Origin of the sequence: Acinetobacter sp. I-MWF (genome assembly GCF_025433935.1) — a bacterium.
GTDB lineage: Bacteria > Pseudomonadota > Gammaproteobacteria > Pseudomonadales > Moraxellaceae > Acinetobacter > Acinetobacter guillouiae.
Genome location: NZ_JAMBAR010000001.1, coordinates 117,717 through 136,314 on the forward strand (window position 1 = coordinate 117,717; position 18,598 = coordinate 136,314).

The 18,598-nt window shown below is 39.1% G+C and carries 17 protein-coding genes; 6 read left to right on the plus strand and 11 right to left on the minus strand.

All coding sequences use genetic code 11. The annotated features are described in order from the left end of the window. Positions 1 to 13 precede the first annotated feature (13 nt). Positions 14 to 2,362, plus strand: a complete 2,349-nt coding sequence (locus M2R48_RS00540; RefSeq protein WP_262084779.1) for a glycerophosphodiester phosphodiesterase family protein — start codon at positions 14 to 16, stop codon at positions 2,360 to 2,362. A 1-nt stretch (position 2,363) separates the two neighbouring features. On the opposite strand, the gene M2R48_RS00545 is transcribed toward M2R48_RS00540, so the two are convergent. From M2R48_RS00545 to M2R48_RS00555, 3 genes are all read right to left on the minus strand, one after another. Next, the gene (locus M2R48_RS00545) at positions 2,364 to 2,897 is read right to left on the minus strand and encodes a hypothetical protein (RefSeq protein ID WP_262084780.1); all 534 of its coding nucleotides are present in this window, start codon (positions 2,895 to 2,897) and stop codon (positions 2,364 to 2,366) included. Between the two features lie 296 nt (positions 2,898 to 3,193). Continuing rightward, positions 3,194 to 5,596, minus strand: a complete 2,403-nt coding sequence (locus tag M2R48_RS00550; RefSeq protein ID WP_262084781.1) for a TonB-dependent receptor plug domain-containing protein — start codon at positions 5,594 to 5,596, stop codon at positions 3,194 to 3,196. 427 nt (positions 5,597 to 6,023) lie between these two features. Further along, on the minus strand, positions 6,024 to 6,212 hold the full coding sequence (locus M2R48_RS00555; protein ID WP_004818287.1) for a heavy-metal-associated domain-containing protein: 189 nt from the start codon (positions 6,210 to 6,212) through the stop codon (positions 6,024 to 6,026). Positions 6,213 to 6,449: 237 nt separating this feature from the next. Here M2R48_RS00555 and M2R48_RS00560 point away from each other — a divergent pair, with 237 nt between their 5' ends. After that, positions 6,450 to 7,010 (plus strand): DUF4303 domain-containing protein, encoded by a 561-nt coding sequence (locus tag M2R48_RS00560; RefSeq protein WP_262084782.1) that lies wholly within the window; start codon positions 6,450 to 6,452, stop codon positions 7,008 to 7,010. A 51-nt stretch (positions 7,011 to 7,061) separates the two neighbouring features. On the opposite strand, the gene purC is transcribed toward M2R48_RS00560, so the two are convergent. The 3 genes from purC to dapA are packed head-to-tail and all read right to left on the minus strand — an operon-like array spanning position 7,062 to position 9,339. Beyond that, entirely contained in the window at positions 7,062 to 7,781 is a 720-nt protein-coding gene (gene purC / locus M2R48_RS00565; RefSeq protein WP_004818291.1) for a phosphoribosylaminoimidazolesuccinocarboxamide synthase, read from the minus strand. Positions 7,782 to 7,818: 37 nt separating this feature from the next. Continuing rightward, a complete protein-coding gene (locus M2R48_RS00570) occupies positions 7,819 to 8,427 on the minus strand; it encodes a lipoprotein-34 precursor (NlpB) (RefSeq protein WP_034614727.1) in 609 nt (202 codons plus the stop codon). Between the two features lie 15 nt (positions 8,428 to 8,442). Beyond that, the gene (gene dapA / locus M2R48_RS00575; RefSeq protein ID WP_262084783.1) at positions 8,443 to 9,339 is read right to left on the minus strand and encodes a 4-hydroxy-tetrahydrodipicolinate synthase; all 897 of its coding nucleotides are present in this window, start codon (positions 9,337 to 9,339) and stop codon (positions 8,443 to 8,445) included. Positions 9,340 to 9,823: 484 nt separating this feature from the next. Between dapA and pncA the strand changes: the two genes are divergently transcribed. Together pncA and M2R48_RS00585 are read left to right on the plus strand one after the other, a co-directional pair. Then, a complete protein-coding gene (pncA, locus tag M2R48_RS00580) occupies positions 9,824 to 10,459 on the plus strand; it encodes a bifunctional nicotinamidase/pyrazinamidase (protein ID WP_262084784.1) in 636 nt (211 codons plus the stop codon). A gap of 93 nt (positions 10,460 to 10,552) precedes the next feature. Further along, positions 10,553 to 11,506, plus strand: a complete 954-nt coding sequence (locus M2R48_RS00585; RefSeq protein WP_262084785.1) for a bile acid:sodium symporter family protein — start codon at positions 10,553 to 10,555, stop codon at positions 11,504 to 11,506. Between the two features lie 526 nt (positions 11,507 to 12,032). Here M2R48_RS00585 and M2R48_RS00590 read toward each other — a convergent pair. Further along, entirely contained in the window at positions 12,033 to 12,503 is a 471-nt protein-coding gene (locus tag M2R48_RS00590; protein WP_262084786.1) for a DUF523 domain-containing protein, read from the minus strand. Then, positions 12,503 to 13,021 carry a GNAT family N-acetyltransferase gene (locus tag M2R48_RS00595; protein ID WP_262084787.1) on the minus strand — a complete coding sequence of 173 codons (519 nt, stop codon included), beginning with the start codon at positions 13,019 to 13,021 and terminating at the stop codon, positions 12,503 to 12,505. The genes M2R48_RS00590 and M2R48_RS00595 overlap by 1 nt, the downstream gene beginning before the upstream one ends. Positions 13,022 to 13,126: 105 nt before the next feature. Between M2R48_RS00595 and M2R48_RS00600 the strand changes: the two genes are divergently transcribed. Next, positions 13,127 to 13,396 (plus strand): DUF4031 domain-containing protein, encoded by a 270-nt coding sequence (locus tag M2R48_RS00600; protein ID WP_004718783.1) that lies wholly within the window; start codon positions 13,127 to 13,129, stop codon positions 13,394 to 13,396. Between the two features lie 140 nt (positions 13,397 to 13,536). After that, positions 13,537 to 13,857: an ArsR/SmtB family transcription factor gene (locus tag M2R48_RS00605; protein WP_166782917.1), complete on the plus strand. Its 321-nt coding sequence runs from the start codon at positions 13,537 to 13,539 to the stop codon at positions 13,855 to 13,857. A gap of 110 nt (positions 13,858 to 13,967) precedes the next feature. Here M2R48_RS00605 and M2R48_RS00610 read toward each other — a convergent pair whose 3' ends face one another. The 3 genes from M2R48_RS00610 to glmU form a co-directional block, all read right to left on the minus strand. Continuing rightward, positions 13,968 to 14,939: a cation diffusion facilitator family transporter gene (locus M2R48_RS00610; RefSeq protein WP_004718779.1), complete on the minus strand. Its 972-nt coding sequence runs from the start codon at positions 14,937 to 14,939 to the stop codon at positions 13,968 to 13,970. A gap of 426 nt (positions 14,940 to 15,365) precedes the next feature. Beyond that, positions 15,366 to 17,204, minus strand: coding sequence for a glutamine--fructose-6-phosphate transaminase (isomerizing) (gene glmS, locus M2R48_RS00615; protein ID WP_004818310.1), 1,839 nt, complete (start codon positions 17,202 to 17,204; stop codon positions 15,366 to 15,368). A gap of 12 nt (positions 17,205 to 17,216) precedes the next feature. Further along, positions 17,217 to 18,581, minus strand: a complete 1,365-nt coding sequence (gene glmU / locus M2R48_RS00620) for a bifunctional UDP-N-acetylglucosamine diphosphorylase/glucosamine-1-phosphate N-acetyltransferase GlmU (protein ID WP_262084788.1) — start codon at positions 18,579 to 18,581, stop codon at positions 17,217 to 17,219. Positions 18,582 to 18,598 lie beyond the last annotated feature (17 nt).

The window sequence follows — 18,598 nt, forward strand, 5'->3', positions numbered from 1 at the left end:
GTTTAGAAATTTTATGAAATTATCCGTTTTATCTTTTGCTGTTTTAATTTCTTTGCCGATGTTGAGCCATGCTGAACTAGCAAGTAAAATTTCGACCCAAAATCAGCCTAAATTTGCCGCGCAGCCGCTTAAAACACTTTATCAACAAAGTTTTGTTCAGCAAAAAACAATTCCTCAAGGTTGGCGTATTCCTGGCAACAATGCCGGCAACGTCTATGTTGAAAATGGAATACTTCATATTGATGGTCGAGCAAATTCAGTCAGTCCGACCTCAATTTTATTACCACAAAATCTTGAAAAACAACAAAACTATCGCATTGATCTCGAATTTACTTTAGACCAAGCTGTCAATAACTCGCGTTGGGGCAGTGTGATTTATGATGTCACAGAAACTCAGGGGGTGATTCCAAGCAGTTATTATCAATTTACCCTCAGAACAGACACCACTGCAAAAAATGGTACGGAGTTTGGTCGGCATAAAAGTAACGGGCAATGGGAGGTCTCTGAAACGAAAGCATTTTCGGAGAACATCAAAGCAAATCAATGGTATAAAGCCAGCATTGTGGTGTCTGGACAACGGGTACAGCATTATTTAAATCATCAGTTGATGCAAGATGTAGAACTTGACCAAGGATCTGCCAAAGGCGGTATCGGGCTTTCAGCAACAGGCCTTGTCTTAAAAGTTAAAAATATTCAAGTCTCTGAACAAACCAGTGCATTGCCAGACTTAGCCAATAAAGTCACCCAAGTGCAAGAAATTCAAACTAATGTCGCTTTGGCCCCGACGCTGATTCAAAAAGTTAAAACTACCAGCAGTCCATTAAATTCAACCAATCAGTTATATTATCAATTAGATGCCAATTTAAACTTGCTCGATCAGACAGGGCAGGTAGTTGAAACATTACAACAATATTTATCCAATCCACAGCGCAATACCATCCCTGTTTTAGAAATCAAAGATCCCAAAAGCATTGAAGCCTTAAAATTACTCTCTAAATCTCACGATATGAGCGATATTACTGTATTGTCCAAAAGTGATGATTTACTCAAGTCTGCGCATCAAATTGTACCTACGCTTCGAACAGCATTAGATTTAAGTCGCGAAAATTTAAAGGAGAGTCATGTAGGTCTTTCTGAAATTATGCGTCGTACTAATCAGGCTTATGCACGCATCGTGGTTCTTCCGCATCGCCTTGCCAACAAATCGAGTGTCAGCTTTATTCAACGTCATTTAATGACAGTGTGGGTTGATACACCAGCACATGATCCACAGGATGTCGCCAGTATTTTGACTTCAGGTGTGAATGGGATTATTACAACGCAAAGTACGCTATTTGCCAGTGTTTTAAAGCAGTTTCCAAAAAATACACTATTGCGTAAACCCTTTATTATTGGGCATCGTGGTGTACCCAGTTTAGAAGATGAAAATACCTTAGAAAGTGCAAAACATGCAGTTGCTTTGGGAGCAGATATTGTTGAAAACGATATTTATTTAACCAAAGACCAGCATCTTGTGGTGATGCATGATGCAACAGTGGATCGCACTACGCGTTCAACAGGTAAAATTGAAGAAATGAGCCTTGCGCAGGTTCAGCAATTAAAATCTAAAAACAAAGCTTATCCAATACCGACCCTTGCAGAATATTTCACTACATTTAAGCACAATCCAAACTTTGTATTGATGATCGAAATGAAAAGTGCCAATCCAGCATTGGTTGCAAAAATGCAGGATGAAATTAAAAAGTACCAAGTTGAAAATCAAGTCGTCACGACCTCATTTAATGCAGATCAAGTTGCGCGTGCACAGTCACAATTGTCTGAGATACCACGAGGGTTATTGGTTGGAAGCATGCCCAATAGCCGCAATACTTTAATTGCCGCCAAACAAATCAATGCCGATGTTCAGAAATATAATTCAACGTATAACCCAGCTTATCGTGCTGATTTGATCAATCTTTTAGAAACGACCAAGCACCGTGGAATCAGTTTTTGGCCTTGGGCATTGAATGATGAAACATTTAAAAAACTATATATTGCAGGGACCTACGGGATAACCACCAATTCTGCGCAACTTTATGCGAAATACATCGTTGATATTCAAGCACCCAAGAATGTCAAAGTAAAAGCTGAACAGCCAGTATTACTCAATGCGCAATTGGTTCAGCAAGATGGGGCGAAACTCAATCAGCAACTCAGTAATTTTGTCGTTTTATCAGGTTCTGCAAAACATGAGATTAAAAATGGTCAGTTGAGTTTCTCTGAAAAGGGCACTGCATATGTTTTGGCTGGTTATAAATATCAGATTGATGCACAAAACTTCTATCAAATCTTTTCAGCCCCTATAAAGGTCATCATTCAATAGCTTATTTTATGGCATCTGTTTGAAATGGGAGTTTTACATCTTTGGGGAAATTCGGAAAAAGTGTAAACAGCATCTGAGGAGTATTCTTTAGTCCTGCACCGTCCAGATAGGTCCATTGACGTGATTGTAGTGAACGAATGGCGACCATAAATGAGGGCGATGCTGCTTGAATTTGACCCGCAACTTTCATGGTGATGGTTTTGGGTACAAAGCAAATTTCTTCATGATCTACGATATAGCTATAAAGTGGTGGCTTTGATTGTACATTGACAATTTCTACCTGTGATTTGGCAAGCAGATTTTGAGCGTATTTGAGCAACTGCTGATAAGCTTCTGCACCACCAACATAATTGATTAGAGATGGATGGGTTTTTTGTTGCATAAATGAATAATCATTTTTCTTTAAATCTTGTCCTAATTGATCTAAGTCAGGCGCAATAATTTTAGGATAATCTTGCTGACAGCTTAACTCTTCCGCCTGTGCAGGATTTAAAATGATCAAGAATAAAATGACAGCATAAATTGTTTTTATCATGTTGGATTAAATCTGAATATCGTTTGTTTTGAGTATATAAGTTTCTTAAAAAAAGTTCATCAGCAATTCAAGCTTACCGATACTCGCTGATCCAACAGGAGATTTTATAACTTGCCTCTTCTCATCTCTGAAAAGTTAGGTAGCGTCTACGCAAATTGATTTAATTAAAATTATGAATGAAGAAAATTATATTCTAGTGTATGTGTTTCTGAACAGGTTGGGGATATACCCAATAACGATAAGCATAAAAACCGAGTCATTCAACTCGGTTTGAAGCCCTTGGTTAACTTTAACTTCTACCACTTATAATTAATTTTGCCGTAATAGAACGCACCATTAAAGCCAAACGGTGAGAACTGGCTGTATTGCAAACTTCCGCCTGTAGGTTTGTTGATGTCATAAACATCTTTATCAGGATAAACATTGGTAATGTTGTCTCCCCCAACAGTAAATTTCCAATTGTTTAATTGGTATGTTAGTGCTAAATCCAACAGCCATTTTGCAGAAAATTTCTGATCACTGGCAGCACCTGAGTTACTGTAAGTTTCGAAGCTTCCATAACGTGTGATATTGGTATTGATACCAAAATTTCCAATTTTATAATCATTGGCTAAACTGAATTTATGTTCAGGTGTGCTTCCTGCCAATAGACCATATTGTTCACGACGGTCTAAACGGGTGAGGTTGACACCCAAGGCATTTAAAATCTCAGGGTTTTTATCGACATCGGTGACTTTATTGCGATTAAAATTATATGCTAAAGATGTGGTTAACTCGCCATAAGGCAGGTTTTGCCATTGGTAATTGGCAACTAAATCTACACCACGAGTGCGGGTATTACTGGCATTATTAAAGAAACGCACCGTGCTGAAATTGGTATCGGTAATCCCTTTAGACACCAAATAAGCGCGAACAGCGGGGCTGCTGGCATTGATATTTGAAGATAAGCTAATGCGGTCATCAATATCAATTTGGTAGGCATCCAAAGTTACATATAGGTTTTTAGTTGGGGTAAGTACCAAGCCAAGGCTATAATTCTTTGATTTTTCAGCTTTTAAATCTTCTGCGCCGAGCAATTGTGCAACTTGTGAAGAACTTGGAAATGTTCCAGCCTCAACAAACTGTCCATTGACCAATTGCGAAGAGGTTTGAGTGAAATATTGTTGTGCTAGACTCGGTGCTCGAAAGCCTGTAGAAACTGAGCCACGTACCGCAACTTGAGGTAATAGCTTATAACGTAACGAAAGAGATGCATTATTGGTGTCCCCAAAGTCATCATATTTCTCATAACGATAGGCTGTAGATGCTGAAAGTTTTTGGGTAATATCTGTTTCTAAATCGAGATATCCTGCATAACTGTCACGTGTCCATTTCCCAGCATCTGCTTGGCGAAAGCCTGATAAACCTGAAGAGCCGCTTTTATAATAAGAGGCAGGATTGCCTGCTTTGATTTGATATTGTTGATTTAAATATTGAGCACCAAACGCGACATTTAATGGACTTGCAAAAGCAGAGATCTCAAATTCTTTTGACAAATCAATATTATAAACAGCTTGGGTATTCTTTAACTGTCCATTATGGAATGAATTTGGTGTTGAACCTGTATCTTTGTATAGATCGACATTGATGGTTTTTGTATTTACATCATATTGGTTTAAGCCATAATTAGCTGAAACATCATAGCGCCAATCTGCGACTTCCCCACGTAAGCCTGCAACGGCACTAAAGTCATCTAATTGACCGCGAATCAGCGGTAAATAACCATTTGGAAATAATGCAGGTACATTGTTCGAGGCATTACTCAAACGATAGAACCCAGCAGTTTCTGCATTACGATGGCTATAGGTTGAAAAACCATATAATTCAACAGTATCACTGAGGTCAAAACCAGCATTAACAGAAGCTTTTACCTCATCTGATTTTGGATCACCAAAACGAAAAGTTCTTTGTCCGTATGTAGTGGCGTTTGGATCACGAAGGTCTAAACCTGCGCGATTGGTTGCTTCATTGTCCTGCCATTCACCAGAAAAAATGGCATAACCATAATTGCCCAGTTGAGTACCGCCTGAGACATAGGATTGTTTTTGTTCACCATCACCTTTGTTATAAATACCGTAGCGAATACCTGCATCACCTGTTTTAGGATCAGATTTTAAGATAATGTTGACGACACCAGCAATTGCATCTGAACCATAGCGAGCAGACGCACCTTCTCTAAGTACTTCTATACGGCTGATGGCAGAAATCGGAATGGCATTTAAATCGGTCGGTGCCGAACCGCGTCCAATGGTGCCCCCAAGGTTAATAAATGCCCCTGTATGGCGACGTTTGCCATTCACTAAAACCAAAACTTGATCAGGAGAAAGCCCTTTTAGTTGTACTGGGCGAACGAGTTCTGTTCCATCGACAACGGTTGGACGAGGAAAGTTAATCGAGGGGATAATTTTAGCCAGCGCCGTCCCTAATTCACTTGAACCTGTACGTTCTGTCAATTCCGCTGCACTAATCACATCAATCGGTTGTAAGGAATCTGTTTTAGAACGTTTTAGCGAACGTGTACCTGTGACAACAATGGTATCAAGTGTTTTAACTTCTTGGGTGGCTGGAATCTGTTCCGCAGCGTATGCATGTGGATACAGAAATGTAAAAACTAAGCTGGCGGTCAGGCTTAATGAATATCGTTTTGATAATGTACGCATAACTCTATTTTGTAGCTCTTTTTGTAACGGTTTGTTGTGATCATAGTGAGCTTGAGATTATTTAGAAAACAACTTTTAAAAATATAAATAGAATAAAATCTGCAAAGTGTATGGTTATTTAAAGTGTTCTCAGTTTAGAAATCTAGATTTTATCATGCGATGTTTTATGGAAATTTTGATACACAATCTTTTGAAATTATTGATAAAGCGTATGATTTTGAATGGCTCAGTGATGAGGTGATGATATTGAATCAAGTTGATGAAATATAGTGATGATCAACAATTTACATCAGCTAAAGGCTAGGTTTGATCAATGCTATACAGATATATAACTGTGATGACAGAGCCCAGTTTGATCAGTTTATATTTGCTTTAATGCAAAAGGGCTACCTTAAATTGATAGCCCTTTTCACTTTATCCAATCAGCTTAGCGTGGAGGAAAGCCCGCTTCTGATAAAGCATCAACCACTTGTTGCTGTGTTGCTGTTGTTTCAACTTTAACACTGTGACTTGGTGGATCGGCAATCACCTTGGCATTTTCATCTACAGATTGAATTGCTTTGGTTACACCACGTGCACAACCACCACAGGTCATATTTTCAATATAAAATTCCATATCTCACCCTGCTCTAAGAAGACTTAAACTTAAGATAAACCTTACCATAATTGTAAGGTCAAGTTTTAATGTTTAAAGTTTCATCGCAACGCTTTTTCAAAAATAATTTACAGTATTTTTAAGTCGTCGATTGCTCAATTTTTTACTGATGGGAAATGCCAACATAGGCGAATGGTTTATATACAGAATTTATGCTTTGATAGTAAACTCTACATTGAAATTGTGAATGATAAGAACATGATGATGAATAAAGACAATTTATATTCAGTGATTTACCAAGATATCCAAGATGCATTCGCTGAGATTCAGCAGCTTACACAAGATCAGCATTTATGTGCTATTGGTTTGGGAATGGTTGAGGATTTCTGCGGTTTCTTTTATGTAGGATGCACATTAGAACAATTAAAAACCTTTGAAGACGTCTATGAAGCATGGTGGATTTCAGAATGGAGTTGTTCAAGTACTGCCAATAATCGTGTTCACGATGCAATCACGGCTTTGTATCAGGACTTGGGAGAGGATTATACAGATGAGCAATATAGCGAATTGCAAGCGCACTATCAAAAGACCATTATTCAAGCATTACAAGATTTAAGATTACAAGGAAAATTAAAAAACCAACAGGGTGAAGAAATTATTGTCATTATTCAATATGCAGACTCATCCGATGAAGATTTTGAGGACATCAGTTTCCCACAAATTAACCCTGAGTTTTTAGTGCCTTTATTTGAAAACCGCTTTCAGAAAAAAGCTGGTGAAAATTTATATGATTACCTATTAGAAAAATCAGCATCTTAAAATAAGAAACCGAGCTAAAAAGCTCGGTTTTTGAAGAATCAGTATCTAAAATTAGATATCTGAAAGATCTACACCAATGCGTGTAGCCACTTCTTCATAAGCTTCAACAACACCACCTAAACCTTGACGGAAACGGTCTTTGTCGAGTTTTTTCTTGGTGTCTTTATCCCATAGACGGCAACCGTCTGGAGAGAATTCGTCACCCAATACGATACGGTCATGGAACACGCCAAATTCAAGTTTAAAATCAACAAGAAGCATGTTGCCTTGAGCGAATAAGTCTTTCAGCACAACATTGACTTTTTGAGTCAATTCTTTCATTTGCGCCAATTGTTCAGCATTTGCCCAACCCAATGCAATTGCTTGAGACTCATTCACCATAGGATCGCCTAAAGCGTCATCTTTGAAGAACAATTCAAATGTTGGTGGAACAAGCTCTAAACCTTCTTCGACACCCAAACGGCGGCATAATGAACCTGCAGCATAATTACGCATTACACATTCAACAGGGATCATTTGCAATTTTTTCACTAAAACTTCAGTTGGAGAAAGAAGTTTTTCGAAGTGTGTTTCAATACCAGCTGCAGCCAGTTTTTCCATGATAAAGGCATTAAAACGGTTGTTCACCTTACCTTTACGGTCTAGTTGCTCTATTTTTTCGCCATTAAATGCAGAAGCATCGTCACGGAAAACTAGAATTAGATGATCCGCGCTATCTGTTTCATAAACAGATTTCGCTTTACCAGTATAGAGCAAGGTTTGTTTTAACATGGGGGAACCTTTTGCAAAAAAAAATTGCCTAGAACGACTAGGCTGGCCAGTTTTGGTAAATCTGGGTTAATAGTTCTGCAGCTTTTTCTTTGTCTGCAAAGCTATTATCGGCGTTAAACACAGCAAGTGTGTTACTTGAACCTACAGAATTAAGCTTCAATACATAAGTTGAATTATCGATTTTTACAGTTGCCTCATTGGCATTTTTGCTTTGGCCGATAACCTTATAATTTAAGCTACTGAGGGTCGCAAGTGCGTACTGCCAAATTGTAGCAGAATTTCCATCAATTTTGATCAGTGGATTGCCATTTCCATCAGTTAAAATTTGAGGACGACCAACACTTTCAGTTGATCCAGAAACTTCATCAGCAGGTGCACTGATTTGAGCAACATCTGGACGAGGAACCTCGTAACGGTTGCCTCGTTTATTTTCAAATTTTGGTGCATGCTGAAGTGCAAGAGGGTCAACAATAGGAGCTGGATACATTGGCGTTGCAGGTCTAACTGTTGAACCTTCAGGGTAGCTAAGTGGCTCTACAGTGGTCGTGTTTTTATAATCTAAAGAACCATTGCTGATTCCAAGGGAACTACAACCCGCCAAGCTTAAAGCTGAAATGGCAAGAGTTAAACCTAAACGTAATTGCATAATACTAAGCTCTTATTAAATGAGACCCACTGCTTTGAGTTCTTCACGCAGTGGTGCACGGTATTGTTCTGCTAGGGGAGTTAATGGTAAGCGAATGCCAGTACCAATTAATTCCATTTCATGAAGTGCCCATTTCACTGGAATTGGGTTCGATTCGCAAAATAGAATATTGTTTAATTTTGCAACTTGGTCATCCTTGCTTTTCGCTGTTGCAGCATCACCTGCAATTGCAGCGGCACAAAGTTCGCTCATGATTTTTGGTGCAATATTTGCTGTCACTGAAATATTGCCGTGGGCGCCTAACTGAATCAATTCACTCGCAGTCGCATCATCACCTGAATACACCATCATGTTTTTGCCTTTTAAGCCATCAATCAGCTCTTTACCACGGGGAACATCGCCAGTCGCATCTTTAATTCCTACGATTTGAGGAATATCTGCTAAACGAATCGCAGTGTCGTTGTGCAGATCTACACCAGTACGACCAGGCACGTTGTAAAGAATGATAGGTAAGTCAACAGCTTCAGCAACTGCCTTATAGTGTTGGAATAAACCTTCTTGCGTTGGTTTGTTATAATAAGGGGTAACTAAAAGTGCGGCATCTGCGCCGAGTTGTTTGGCTTCTTTGGTGAGTTCAATCGCTTCGTGTGTCGAGTTTGCACCAGTACCGGCAATAATTGGAATACGTTTATTGGCAACACGGATAATTTCTTTAATTACTTCTGTGTGTTCTGCCATGCTAAGAGTAGATGCTTCGCCAGTTGTACCGACAGCAACGATACTATTAGTGCCTTGTTCTATGTGCCACTCAACGAGCTTCTCGAGACCCTTCCAATCTACGCTGCCATCTTCAAACATAGGGGTGACGATTGCGACAATTGAGCCTTGAATGGTCTGTGCTTGCTGAGTCATTTTAAAAAAATATCCTATTTTTCCATCCACATGCGTTTGAGTAAACAAGGATTGGGATGGTTGCAGTATTTTGATTTGAGCGTGAAACAATCATCTTAAAGATTGCCTAATGCTTATGCAAATTATGACTGATTCAGCGTGTCAGAACAATATGCTTTAGTCAAAGCTTAGAAATTCTTTAACAAAAGCAACAAATCACTCACATTTCCAAGCAATTTTTTTTAATTTTCAGTTTTTTATCAAATTTGAAAGCGTGCAGTTTTAATCCCAATGCAGGGTAAAACCTATTTGTATTTGAAAACAATTTTCTATTGGGTAGCGGAGTCTCGCCGTTTAGAATCTAGCGAACCGTTCTAGATGATTTCTTGGTTGATTTTGATAAGACGCTCGCAAATGTACGCTGTTATATTGTATGTTGAGTCATCGAGTGTTTAAATTTTTACGATTAAAATAATAGTCATTTGGCCAATATAAGGGTAGGGAAATGTTGCAATCTGAGCGTAGCGCCTTGATCGTTGTTGATGTACAAAATGGTTTTACTTCTGGTGGAAATTTAGAAGTTGCCCATGCTGAGCAAATCATTCCTACCATCAATCAATTGGCACTACATTTTGACAATATTGTACTGACCCAAGATTGGCATCCTGAAAACCATATTTCATTTGTTGAGAATCATCCCAACCGTAAAGCTTATGATCTGATTCAGTTAGATTACGGCCCGCAAGTATTGTGGCCATCACACTGCGTACAAGGGAGTAAAGATGCTGAATTTCATCCTGATCTAAACATACCAACTGCTCAACTGATCATTCGTAAAGGTTTTCGTTCCCAAATTGACAGTTATTCAGCCTTTATGGAAGCCGATCATAAAACCACTACAGGCTTGGCGGGCTATCTTAAAGAACGCGGTATAGATACGGTGTATATCGTGGGGATTGCAACAGATTTCTGCGTCGCATGGACGGCTATGGATGCTGCCAAGTTAGGCTTTAAAGCCTTTGTGATTTCGGACGCGACCAAAGCGATTGATTTACACGGTTCTTTACAACACGCATGGCAGGAAATGCTGGCTGTCGGTGTAAAACGCATGATCTCAAAAGATATTTTCAACGCAGTATAAGCACCAAGACTTGCATCATTTGAGAAATATTACTGCTTTAAAACATCTTGCTTTAAGATAAGCCGAAATCCTCAATCTGCTTGGGTAGGGACAATGTCAGCAATTTTACGTTTTAGTCAGTTTGTACAAAAAACTTTTGCCCTGTGGGTCGTGGTCTTTGCCTTTATTGCCTTATGTTTTCCAGCAGCATTTGTCTGGATGAAAGCATATATTCCATGGGTTTTAGGGATTATCATGCTGGGGATGGGCATGACCATGACCGTGGACGAATTTAAGAATGTCTTGTCAAATCCCAAAGCAGTTGTGATCGGTGTTGTTGCACATTTTGTGGTGATGCCTAGTGTGGCATTCTTTCTCTGTAAAGTTTTTAATTTACCACCCGAAATTGCGGTAGGGGTAATCCTTGTCGGCTGTTGCCCTGGAGGGACAGCATCCAATGTCATCACCTATATGGCCAAAGGAAATACTGCTTTATCCGTCACATGTACATCTGTTTCAACGTTTTTAGCGCCTATTTTGACACCTGCAATATTCTATGTGTTAGCCAGCCAGTGGATTCCGATTGATGCGGGTTCAATGTTTATCGATATCCTTAAAGTGGTGATTTTTCCAATTATTTTGGGCGTGATTTTAAGAAGCCTATTTAAACAAAAGACTGAGCAATATATTCAAGTGATGCCTTTGATTTCTGTGGTTGCCATTGTGGTGATCGTGGCAGCAATTATTGCAGCCAGTAAGGCTTCAATTTTGCAATCGGGCTTTCTGATTTTGGGTGTGGTGATTTTACATAATGGTTTAGGCTTTTTATTAGGTTATTGGGCAAGTCGTCTATTCAATTTATCTTATCCTGACTCCAAAGCTGTTGCGATTGAAGTGGGAATGCAAAATTCTGGTTTAGGTGTGACCTTAGCAGCGATACATTTTGCTGCATCTCCAATAACCGCAGTGCCAAGTGCTATTTTTAGTTTATGGCATAATATTTCTGGGCCTGTTTTAGCCACGTATTGGGCAGCGAAAGCAGATAAAATGGCTGAAAATAAACAATAGGGTCTGTAGACATTTCATAAATGGCTTGCGTTGTAGGTTAAAATTGAGCAGGCAAGGCATGAAACGAAGAGAATAGCGAGACTATTTTCGAGTTTCATAACGAAGGCAGAGATAATTTTAGCTACAACCCTGAGCAAGAACAAAGCACTGCTTTGTTTGCAGCGCAAGGCGCAGCGGGGGACTAGCGTGTTTTTTGCCGCTACGTGTTACCTTGCGAAACGATGTTTCTCATCATTTAGAATGAAGGCAGAGATAATTTTAGCTACAACCCTGAGCAAGAACAAAGCACTGCTTTGTTTGCAGCGCAAGGCGCAGCGGGGGACTAGCGTGTTTTTTGCCGCTACGTGTTACCTTGCGAAACGATGTTTCTCATCATTTAGAATAACTAAATTTCGTATTTCGCGCCTAGTATCGCCTAAAAAACACACGTAGTCGCAAACATAGACGAATTGTCAACAGACCCTAATACTATTTTAAAATTTACGTTTCATTTAGAGAGCCTTGGCTCTCTTTTTATTTATAGTGCTTATTCATGCGCTAACTGTTTTAAAAACTCATCTTCAGTGAGTACGCTAAAGCCATGTTGTTCAAGTAGGGCTGCTGTAACCCCTTTGCCTGATATTTTATGCCCTGAAAATGATCCATCATAAATCATCTGTGAACCACAAGAAGGACTGTTGGCTTTTAAAATAATATGTGTAACTTGATGGTATTGGGCGAGTTTTAGGGTTTTTTCTGCACCCAAAATAAATTCAGCTGAAACATTATCACCATTGGCATCTTTTACTTTGGCTTGTCCTTTTAAAACCTGATAACCATCACCACCTACGATTTCAGCAGGCTGTCGAGGTGTGCTTAAGCCACCTGAAACTTCAGGGCAAATCACCACGGCTTGTTGAGTGTCTAGCAGTTGTTTAAGCTTGTGTTGTAGGCAGTTCTTGGCATCGTAGCGAACATTTTCACCTACAAGACATGCACTAATCAGATATTTTTTCATTATCTTGAGGTTAATTCGAGTTGCATTAAATCCATACCAATATCATATAAATCTGTTTTAAAGTCGATGCTTAATTTCTCTGTAAAAGCAAAATTTTGATAGAATTTTTTTGCACGGGTATTGGTTGTTAATACTTCTAAAAATACAGAAGCTTGTTGATGTTCACGTGCAATATCAATCGCATTTTGCATAAGCGCAGATGCAAAATTTTTCCCAACTGCCTCTTTAAGTAAGTAAATTTTCTGTAATTCTGCACCCATAATATCTAAATGTGGTTCATATTGGTTGAGATTTAACTTGGCATATCCAATAATTTGCGCTTGTTCATTTTCAAGCAATAGCCAAACTTGATCAGGATCTTGCAGAGATTCGGACAAATTTTCTAAACTAAAATTTTGATTGAGAAAATTTTGTAGGCCTTGTTCTGACCAAAGATCAGCAAAATGTTGGCGATATGTGGTACAGGCAAGCTGATTGAGTTGCTTGAGATGGATTAGTGTTGCTGGATAAATTTTCATTATATTTTGTCATCAAATGACGCTTTGCTATACCTTGAATTTGTATTCAATCATGGATGAATTTCATGGGATAATCAATCTGAAATAGGGAAAATGAATCTTGTTATGAGTGTGTATGTCGATCGCGCAAAAGTTCCGTTTAAAGGCCAAGAATGGTGTCATTTGATGGCAGATACACTGGAGGAATTACATCACTTTGCGCAAATGCTGGAAATCGATGCCCGTTTATTTCATCGCTCAGCATCTTATCCGCATTATGATATTACCCTGCAAATGCGTGTGATGGCGATTGCTTATGGCGCAATTGATGCCGATCGAAAAACCATTATTGCTTGTGGAAAGAAGCTGAAGTTACAACTTAACCAATCTTTATAAAGAATTGGTTTTTTATTCAAGCTTGATAAAACCGCACCTCCAGAAAAATACTTTGTCGCGATTAAGTCTTGTCCTTATGAGAAGCACAAGAGTAGAATCTTTTATGATGAAAAATTATGAACAACGATTGTGATTAATATATGACTTTTAAAGACGGCTCAACAGAAATATCGCAAGACGAGATTATCATTCTGGCTGAAACTTTTCGGCTTTTAGGAGATGCCTCACGTCTCAGAATTCTTATGTTCTGTATGCGTGGACCTAGTCCAGTTGGCGATATCTGTGAAGCACTCGATTTATCGCAATCTTTGGTTAGTCATCATTTACGTTTATTACGCTCAGCACGTTTGGTTAAAAGTGAGCGTCAGGCCAAACAAGTCTTATATGAAATCGCTGATACGCATGTCAGCCATGTTTTGTCTGATATGGCAAAACATATTGCAGAAGAGCAGTGTGGTTAAATTTTCTATTTTTCAAATCGAATTAAAAAGCAAAGTGAATTTCAAAATGTGGATGCCACAAGGCAACAATCAATGACCTTGTGGCAATTTGTGCTTGATCCATATTGATCTTAATGACTATGTCCAGCATGAGGATCAATTTTTGTCGGTTTTTCAAGGCTACAGCTGCTATCACCTTGCCAATCAATCGCGACAGTTGGATGTTCAATATCAAATTTGGTTTTTAATTCATGTTCAATTTGTTCGGTGAGTGTCTTAATATCAACACCTGCTTCAGGTTGGACATGTAATGTTGCCATTGCTCTTCCTGAAGTAATCATCCATACATGAATATGGCTAATTTTCTGAATGCCTTGAACGGATTTTAATAAGTGAGTGGTGATATCTGTTGTATTCGCATTGGCTGGCGCACCTTCTAATAAAATATGAATGGTTTGTTTAAACAAAGACCATGCACTGCGCAATACAAGTAATGATACAAGCACAGACAAAATCGGATCAATCGGTGTCCAGCCAGAGTACCAGATGACGATTGCAGCGATAATTGCAGCAACAGAACCCAATAAGTCACCCATCACGTGCAGAATTGCACCTTTGATATTTACATGATCCGTATCATCTCGTGTGAGATACCATAAAACAAAGATATTCACCAACATACCAACAATTGCGACAATAAACATCGGTCCTGCAAGTACGGGTTGAGGTGATTGAAAGCGTACAATCGCTTCATAGACGATCCATCCAACAATCCCAAACAGGGTTAGAGAATTGATCAGGCCTGCAATTACTTCAAAGCGCATATAGCCGAAAGTACGTGATTTATCCGCAGTACGACGGCCAAAGCGAAACGCTGCATATGCTAGTCCTAATGCAAGTGCATCCGTCATCATATGACCTGCATCAGCTAACAGTGCCAGTGAACCAGATATGATTCCCCCAGCAGCTTCAACAAGCATAAAACTGAAAATAATGAAGAAAGAAATCAGAATTTTTCTTTCATTTCCTGTAGTTGCTTCAGGTACATGTGCGTGGTTGTGATCACTATGGCTATTATGGGGATGATTATGATTGTGTCCCATAAGGACCTCTGAATTGGATTATTTACATATGAATATATGTTCATATGTTTGTTTTGTCAAATAACTTCATGTTAATTTTTTATTGCATTGTGAATCAAAATTTCAAAAATCTGATGTCATAAGGCACTTAGGTTGAATAAAACAGAATAGAAATAAAGTTTTTAAAACGAACTGATTCACTTTCGAGTTTCTTTACTTTAATGCGAAGTAAAAAGGAGGCTATTTTTCGCTAAAGGATTTTGTTGGTTCAAATTTAGAAGGATTGTTCTGGTTGAGGTTATTTTAAATTGATGTTTCTATAAAAATTAGGCATAAAAAATCCACACATTCATGCAATTTTAGCGCATGGTTTGTGTGGATTGCTTGAGCTATTGATATGTGTATGAAACTTAATTTATTCATACACTACAATAAGTAACTGATTGATTATTCAACCGTAACTGATTTTGCTAAATTACGAGGTTGGTCTACGTCAGTACCACGTAATACCGCAACATGATAAGACAGTAACTGTACTGGGATACTGTAAGCTATCGGTGCTAACCAAGTATTGACCGTTGGAACATAGACAACATGTTGACGATCTTTAGCCACGATACCGCTATTTTCATCAGCAAAAACAAACAGTTCACCACCACGTGCTTGGACTTCTTCCATATTGGATTTAAGTTTATCCAGCATGTCATCATTCGGTGCAAGAATCACCACAGGCATATCATTGTCGACCAAAGCCAGTGGGCCATGTTTCAATTCACCCGCAGCATAACCTTCGGCATGAATATATGAAATTTCTTTAAGTTTTAATGCACCTTCAAGCGCAATTGGGAATTCTGTACCGCGACCCAAGAATAAGCAATGCTGTTTCTCCTTGAAAAGAACAGACAAGCGTAAAATTTCTGCATCATTTTGTAAGGTATCCAAAATGACTTTAGGGATATGCCACAGCGCAGAAGCGATTTCATCAAGACGTTCAGCTGAAATGGTTTGCTTAACCTGACCAAGTTTAAGGGTCAATAACATTAAAGCCGCAAGTTGCGTGGTAAACGCTTTGGTTGATGCAACCCCAATTTCAGGACCAGCCAAGGTTAATAAATGATGATTTGTTTCACGAACCATAGACGAGGTCGCGACATTACAAATCGTCATGGTGTAGATATTTAAGCCTTTTGCTTTAGCACGCTTTTGTGTATCACGTAATGCAGCCAAGGTATCTGCAGTTTCACCTGATTGGGAAATACAGACATACAAGGTGTTATCTACAATCACAGGCGAGCGATAACGAAACTCGCTGGCAATTTCAACTTGGCAAGGTAAATCAATTAGTTGTTCAAACCAATATTTTGCAATCATTCCAGCATGGTAGCTGGTACCACAAGCAAGCACCTGAATTTGCTGAACATTTTTAAAATCTATGTTTGCATTTTGTAAGAAATCTTCTCGTAGTGTATTGCCATTCAAAGCTTGAGAGATCGTTTGTTGAATTGCTTCAGGTTGCTCAAAAATTTCTTTGAGCATGTAGTGTTTATACTCACCTTTAGAGGCATTACTCACGGTTGCATCCAGCTCTTTCACTGGACGATCAACCAATTGATCATTAACAAAAACCTCAATCGTTTCACGAGTTAAACGCGCAATATCACCTTCTTCAAGATAGATAAAACGGTTGGTCACAGGTAATAGTGCCAATTGGTCTGAACTAATAAAGTTCTCACCAATACCGACACCAATGACTAAAGGTGAGCCTTCACGAACAGCAATTAATTCATCTGGGTAATCGGTATGTACAATCCCCAGTGCATAAGCGCCTTTCAGTTGAGGTACGATTTCTTCAACGGCTTTTAATAGGTTTGGTGATGATTTCAGTGCTTCAGTAATTAAGTGAGCAACAACTTCAGTATCAGTTTGTGATGTAAACACATAACCCAAAGCTTCAAGATCATCTTTAAGCTCTTGGTAGTTTTCAATAATACCGTTATGTACCACTGCAACATGGCCAGAAATATGCGGATGGGCATTATTTTCAGTTGGCTTACCATGGGTTGCCCAACGTGTGTGTGCAATACCCACAGAACCTAAAATATTCGACTCTGCAACCGCGCCTTCTAAATTTGCAACTTTACCAACACGACGTTCACGTAAGATTTGCCCCTGATCAACCAGTGCAACACCCGCCGAGTCATAACCACGATATTCAAGACGTTTTAGGCCTTCAATTAAAATATTTGTAATGCTTCGTTCAGCAACGCCACCAACAATACCGCACATAATAATATCCTCTTATTTCTTGACCTTTTGGGGACGTTGATAATTTTCTTTCGAAATTTGTTTTGCACGTTCAAATGCAAGACTGTTGTCTGCTACATCATGGGTAATCACTGAACCCGCACCTGTGGTTGCGCCATGACCAATTTTAATCGGTGCAACCAGTGAGTTGTTGGTTCCAATAAAGGCATTATCACCAATGATGGTTTTGTGTTTATTGGCACCATCATAATTACAGGTAATTGTACCTGCACCGATATTTGAACCCGCACCAATTTCTGCATCGCCTAAATAGGTGAAATGATTGGCTTTTGAACCTAGACCAACAGAAGAGTTTTTCACTTCAACAAAGTTACCGATATGAACTTCATCTGCCAATTTTGCGCCTGGACGTAGTCGTGCAAAAGGACCAATGTGTACATCTGCACCAATTAGCGCATCTTCAAAAACACTATATGGTTGAACTTTGGTTCCTGCCGCAATTTGGGTGTTTTTGATAATACATCCTGCACCAATTTCAACGCCATTTCCGAAAGTACATTGACCTTCAATAATCACATTAATATCAATACGAACATCAGTACCCGCCGTGAGTTGACCACGTAAATCAAAACGTGAAGGGTCAATCAAATGCACGCCTTGCTGCATCAGTGTTTTGGCTTGATAATTTTGAAATTCACGCTCTAATGCTGCAAGTTGAATACGATCATTTACGCCTTCTACTTCAAAAGCCAATTCTGGTTGAATGGATGCGATTTCCATACCATCAGCTAAAGCCATTGCCACGATATCAGTCAGGTAGTACTCGCCTTGAGCATTGTCATTGCTGAGTTTCGGTAACCATTCATGTAATTTGGCATTGCTGACACAGTAAATACCTGTGTTGATTTCTTTAATTTGACGTTGTTCATCAGAAGCGTCTTTATGTTCAACAATCGCTTGGATTTTTCCATCCTTACGTACGATACGACCGTAGCCTGTAGAATCTTCAAGCGTTAATGTGACTAAACCGATGCCTGTTTGACTGGATACATCAAGCAAATGTTGTAGGGTACTTTGTTGTACGCAAGGCACATCACCAGAAAGGATCAAAGAAATGCCGTCTTGGGGTAAAACAGGTAAAGTCACTTTAACGGCATGACCCGTACCGAGTTGTTCAGTTTGCTCTACCCATTGAATATTTTCATGCGCAAATGCATTTTGAACCAGATCACCGCCGTGACCAAAGATTGTAATGATATTTTTTGCTTGTAATTGTTTTGCTGTTTCAATCACATGACCGAGTAGTGGGCGTCCTGCTAACGGTTGGAGTACCTTGGGTAAACTAGAACGCATACGTGTTCCTTTACCTGCAGCAAGAATGATCACAGTTGTAGACATATCACACCTAACAGATC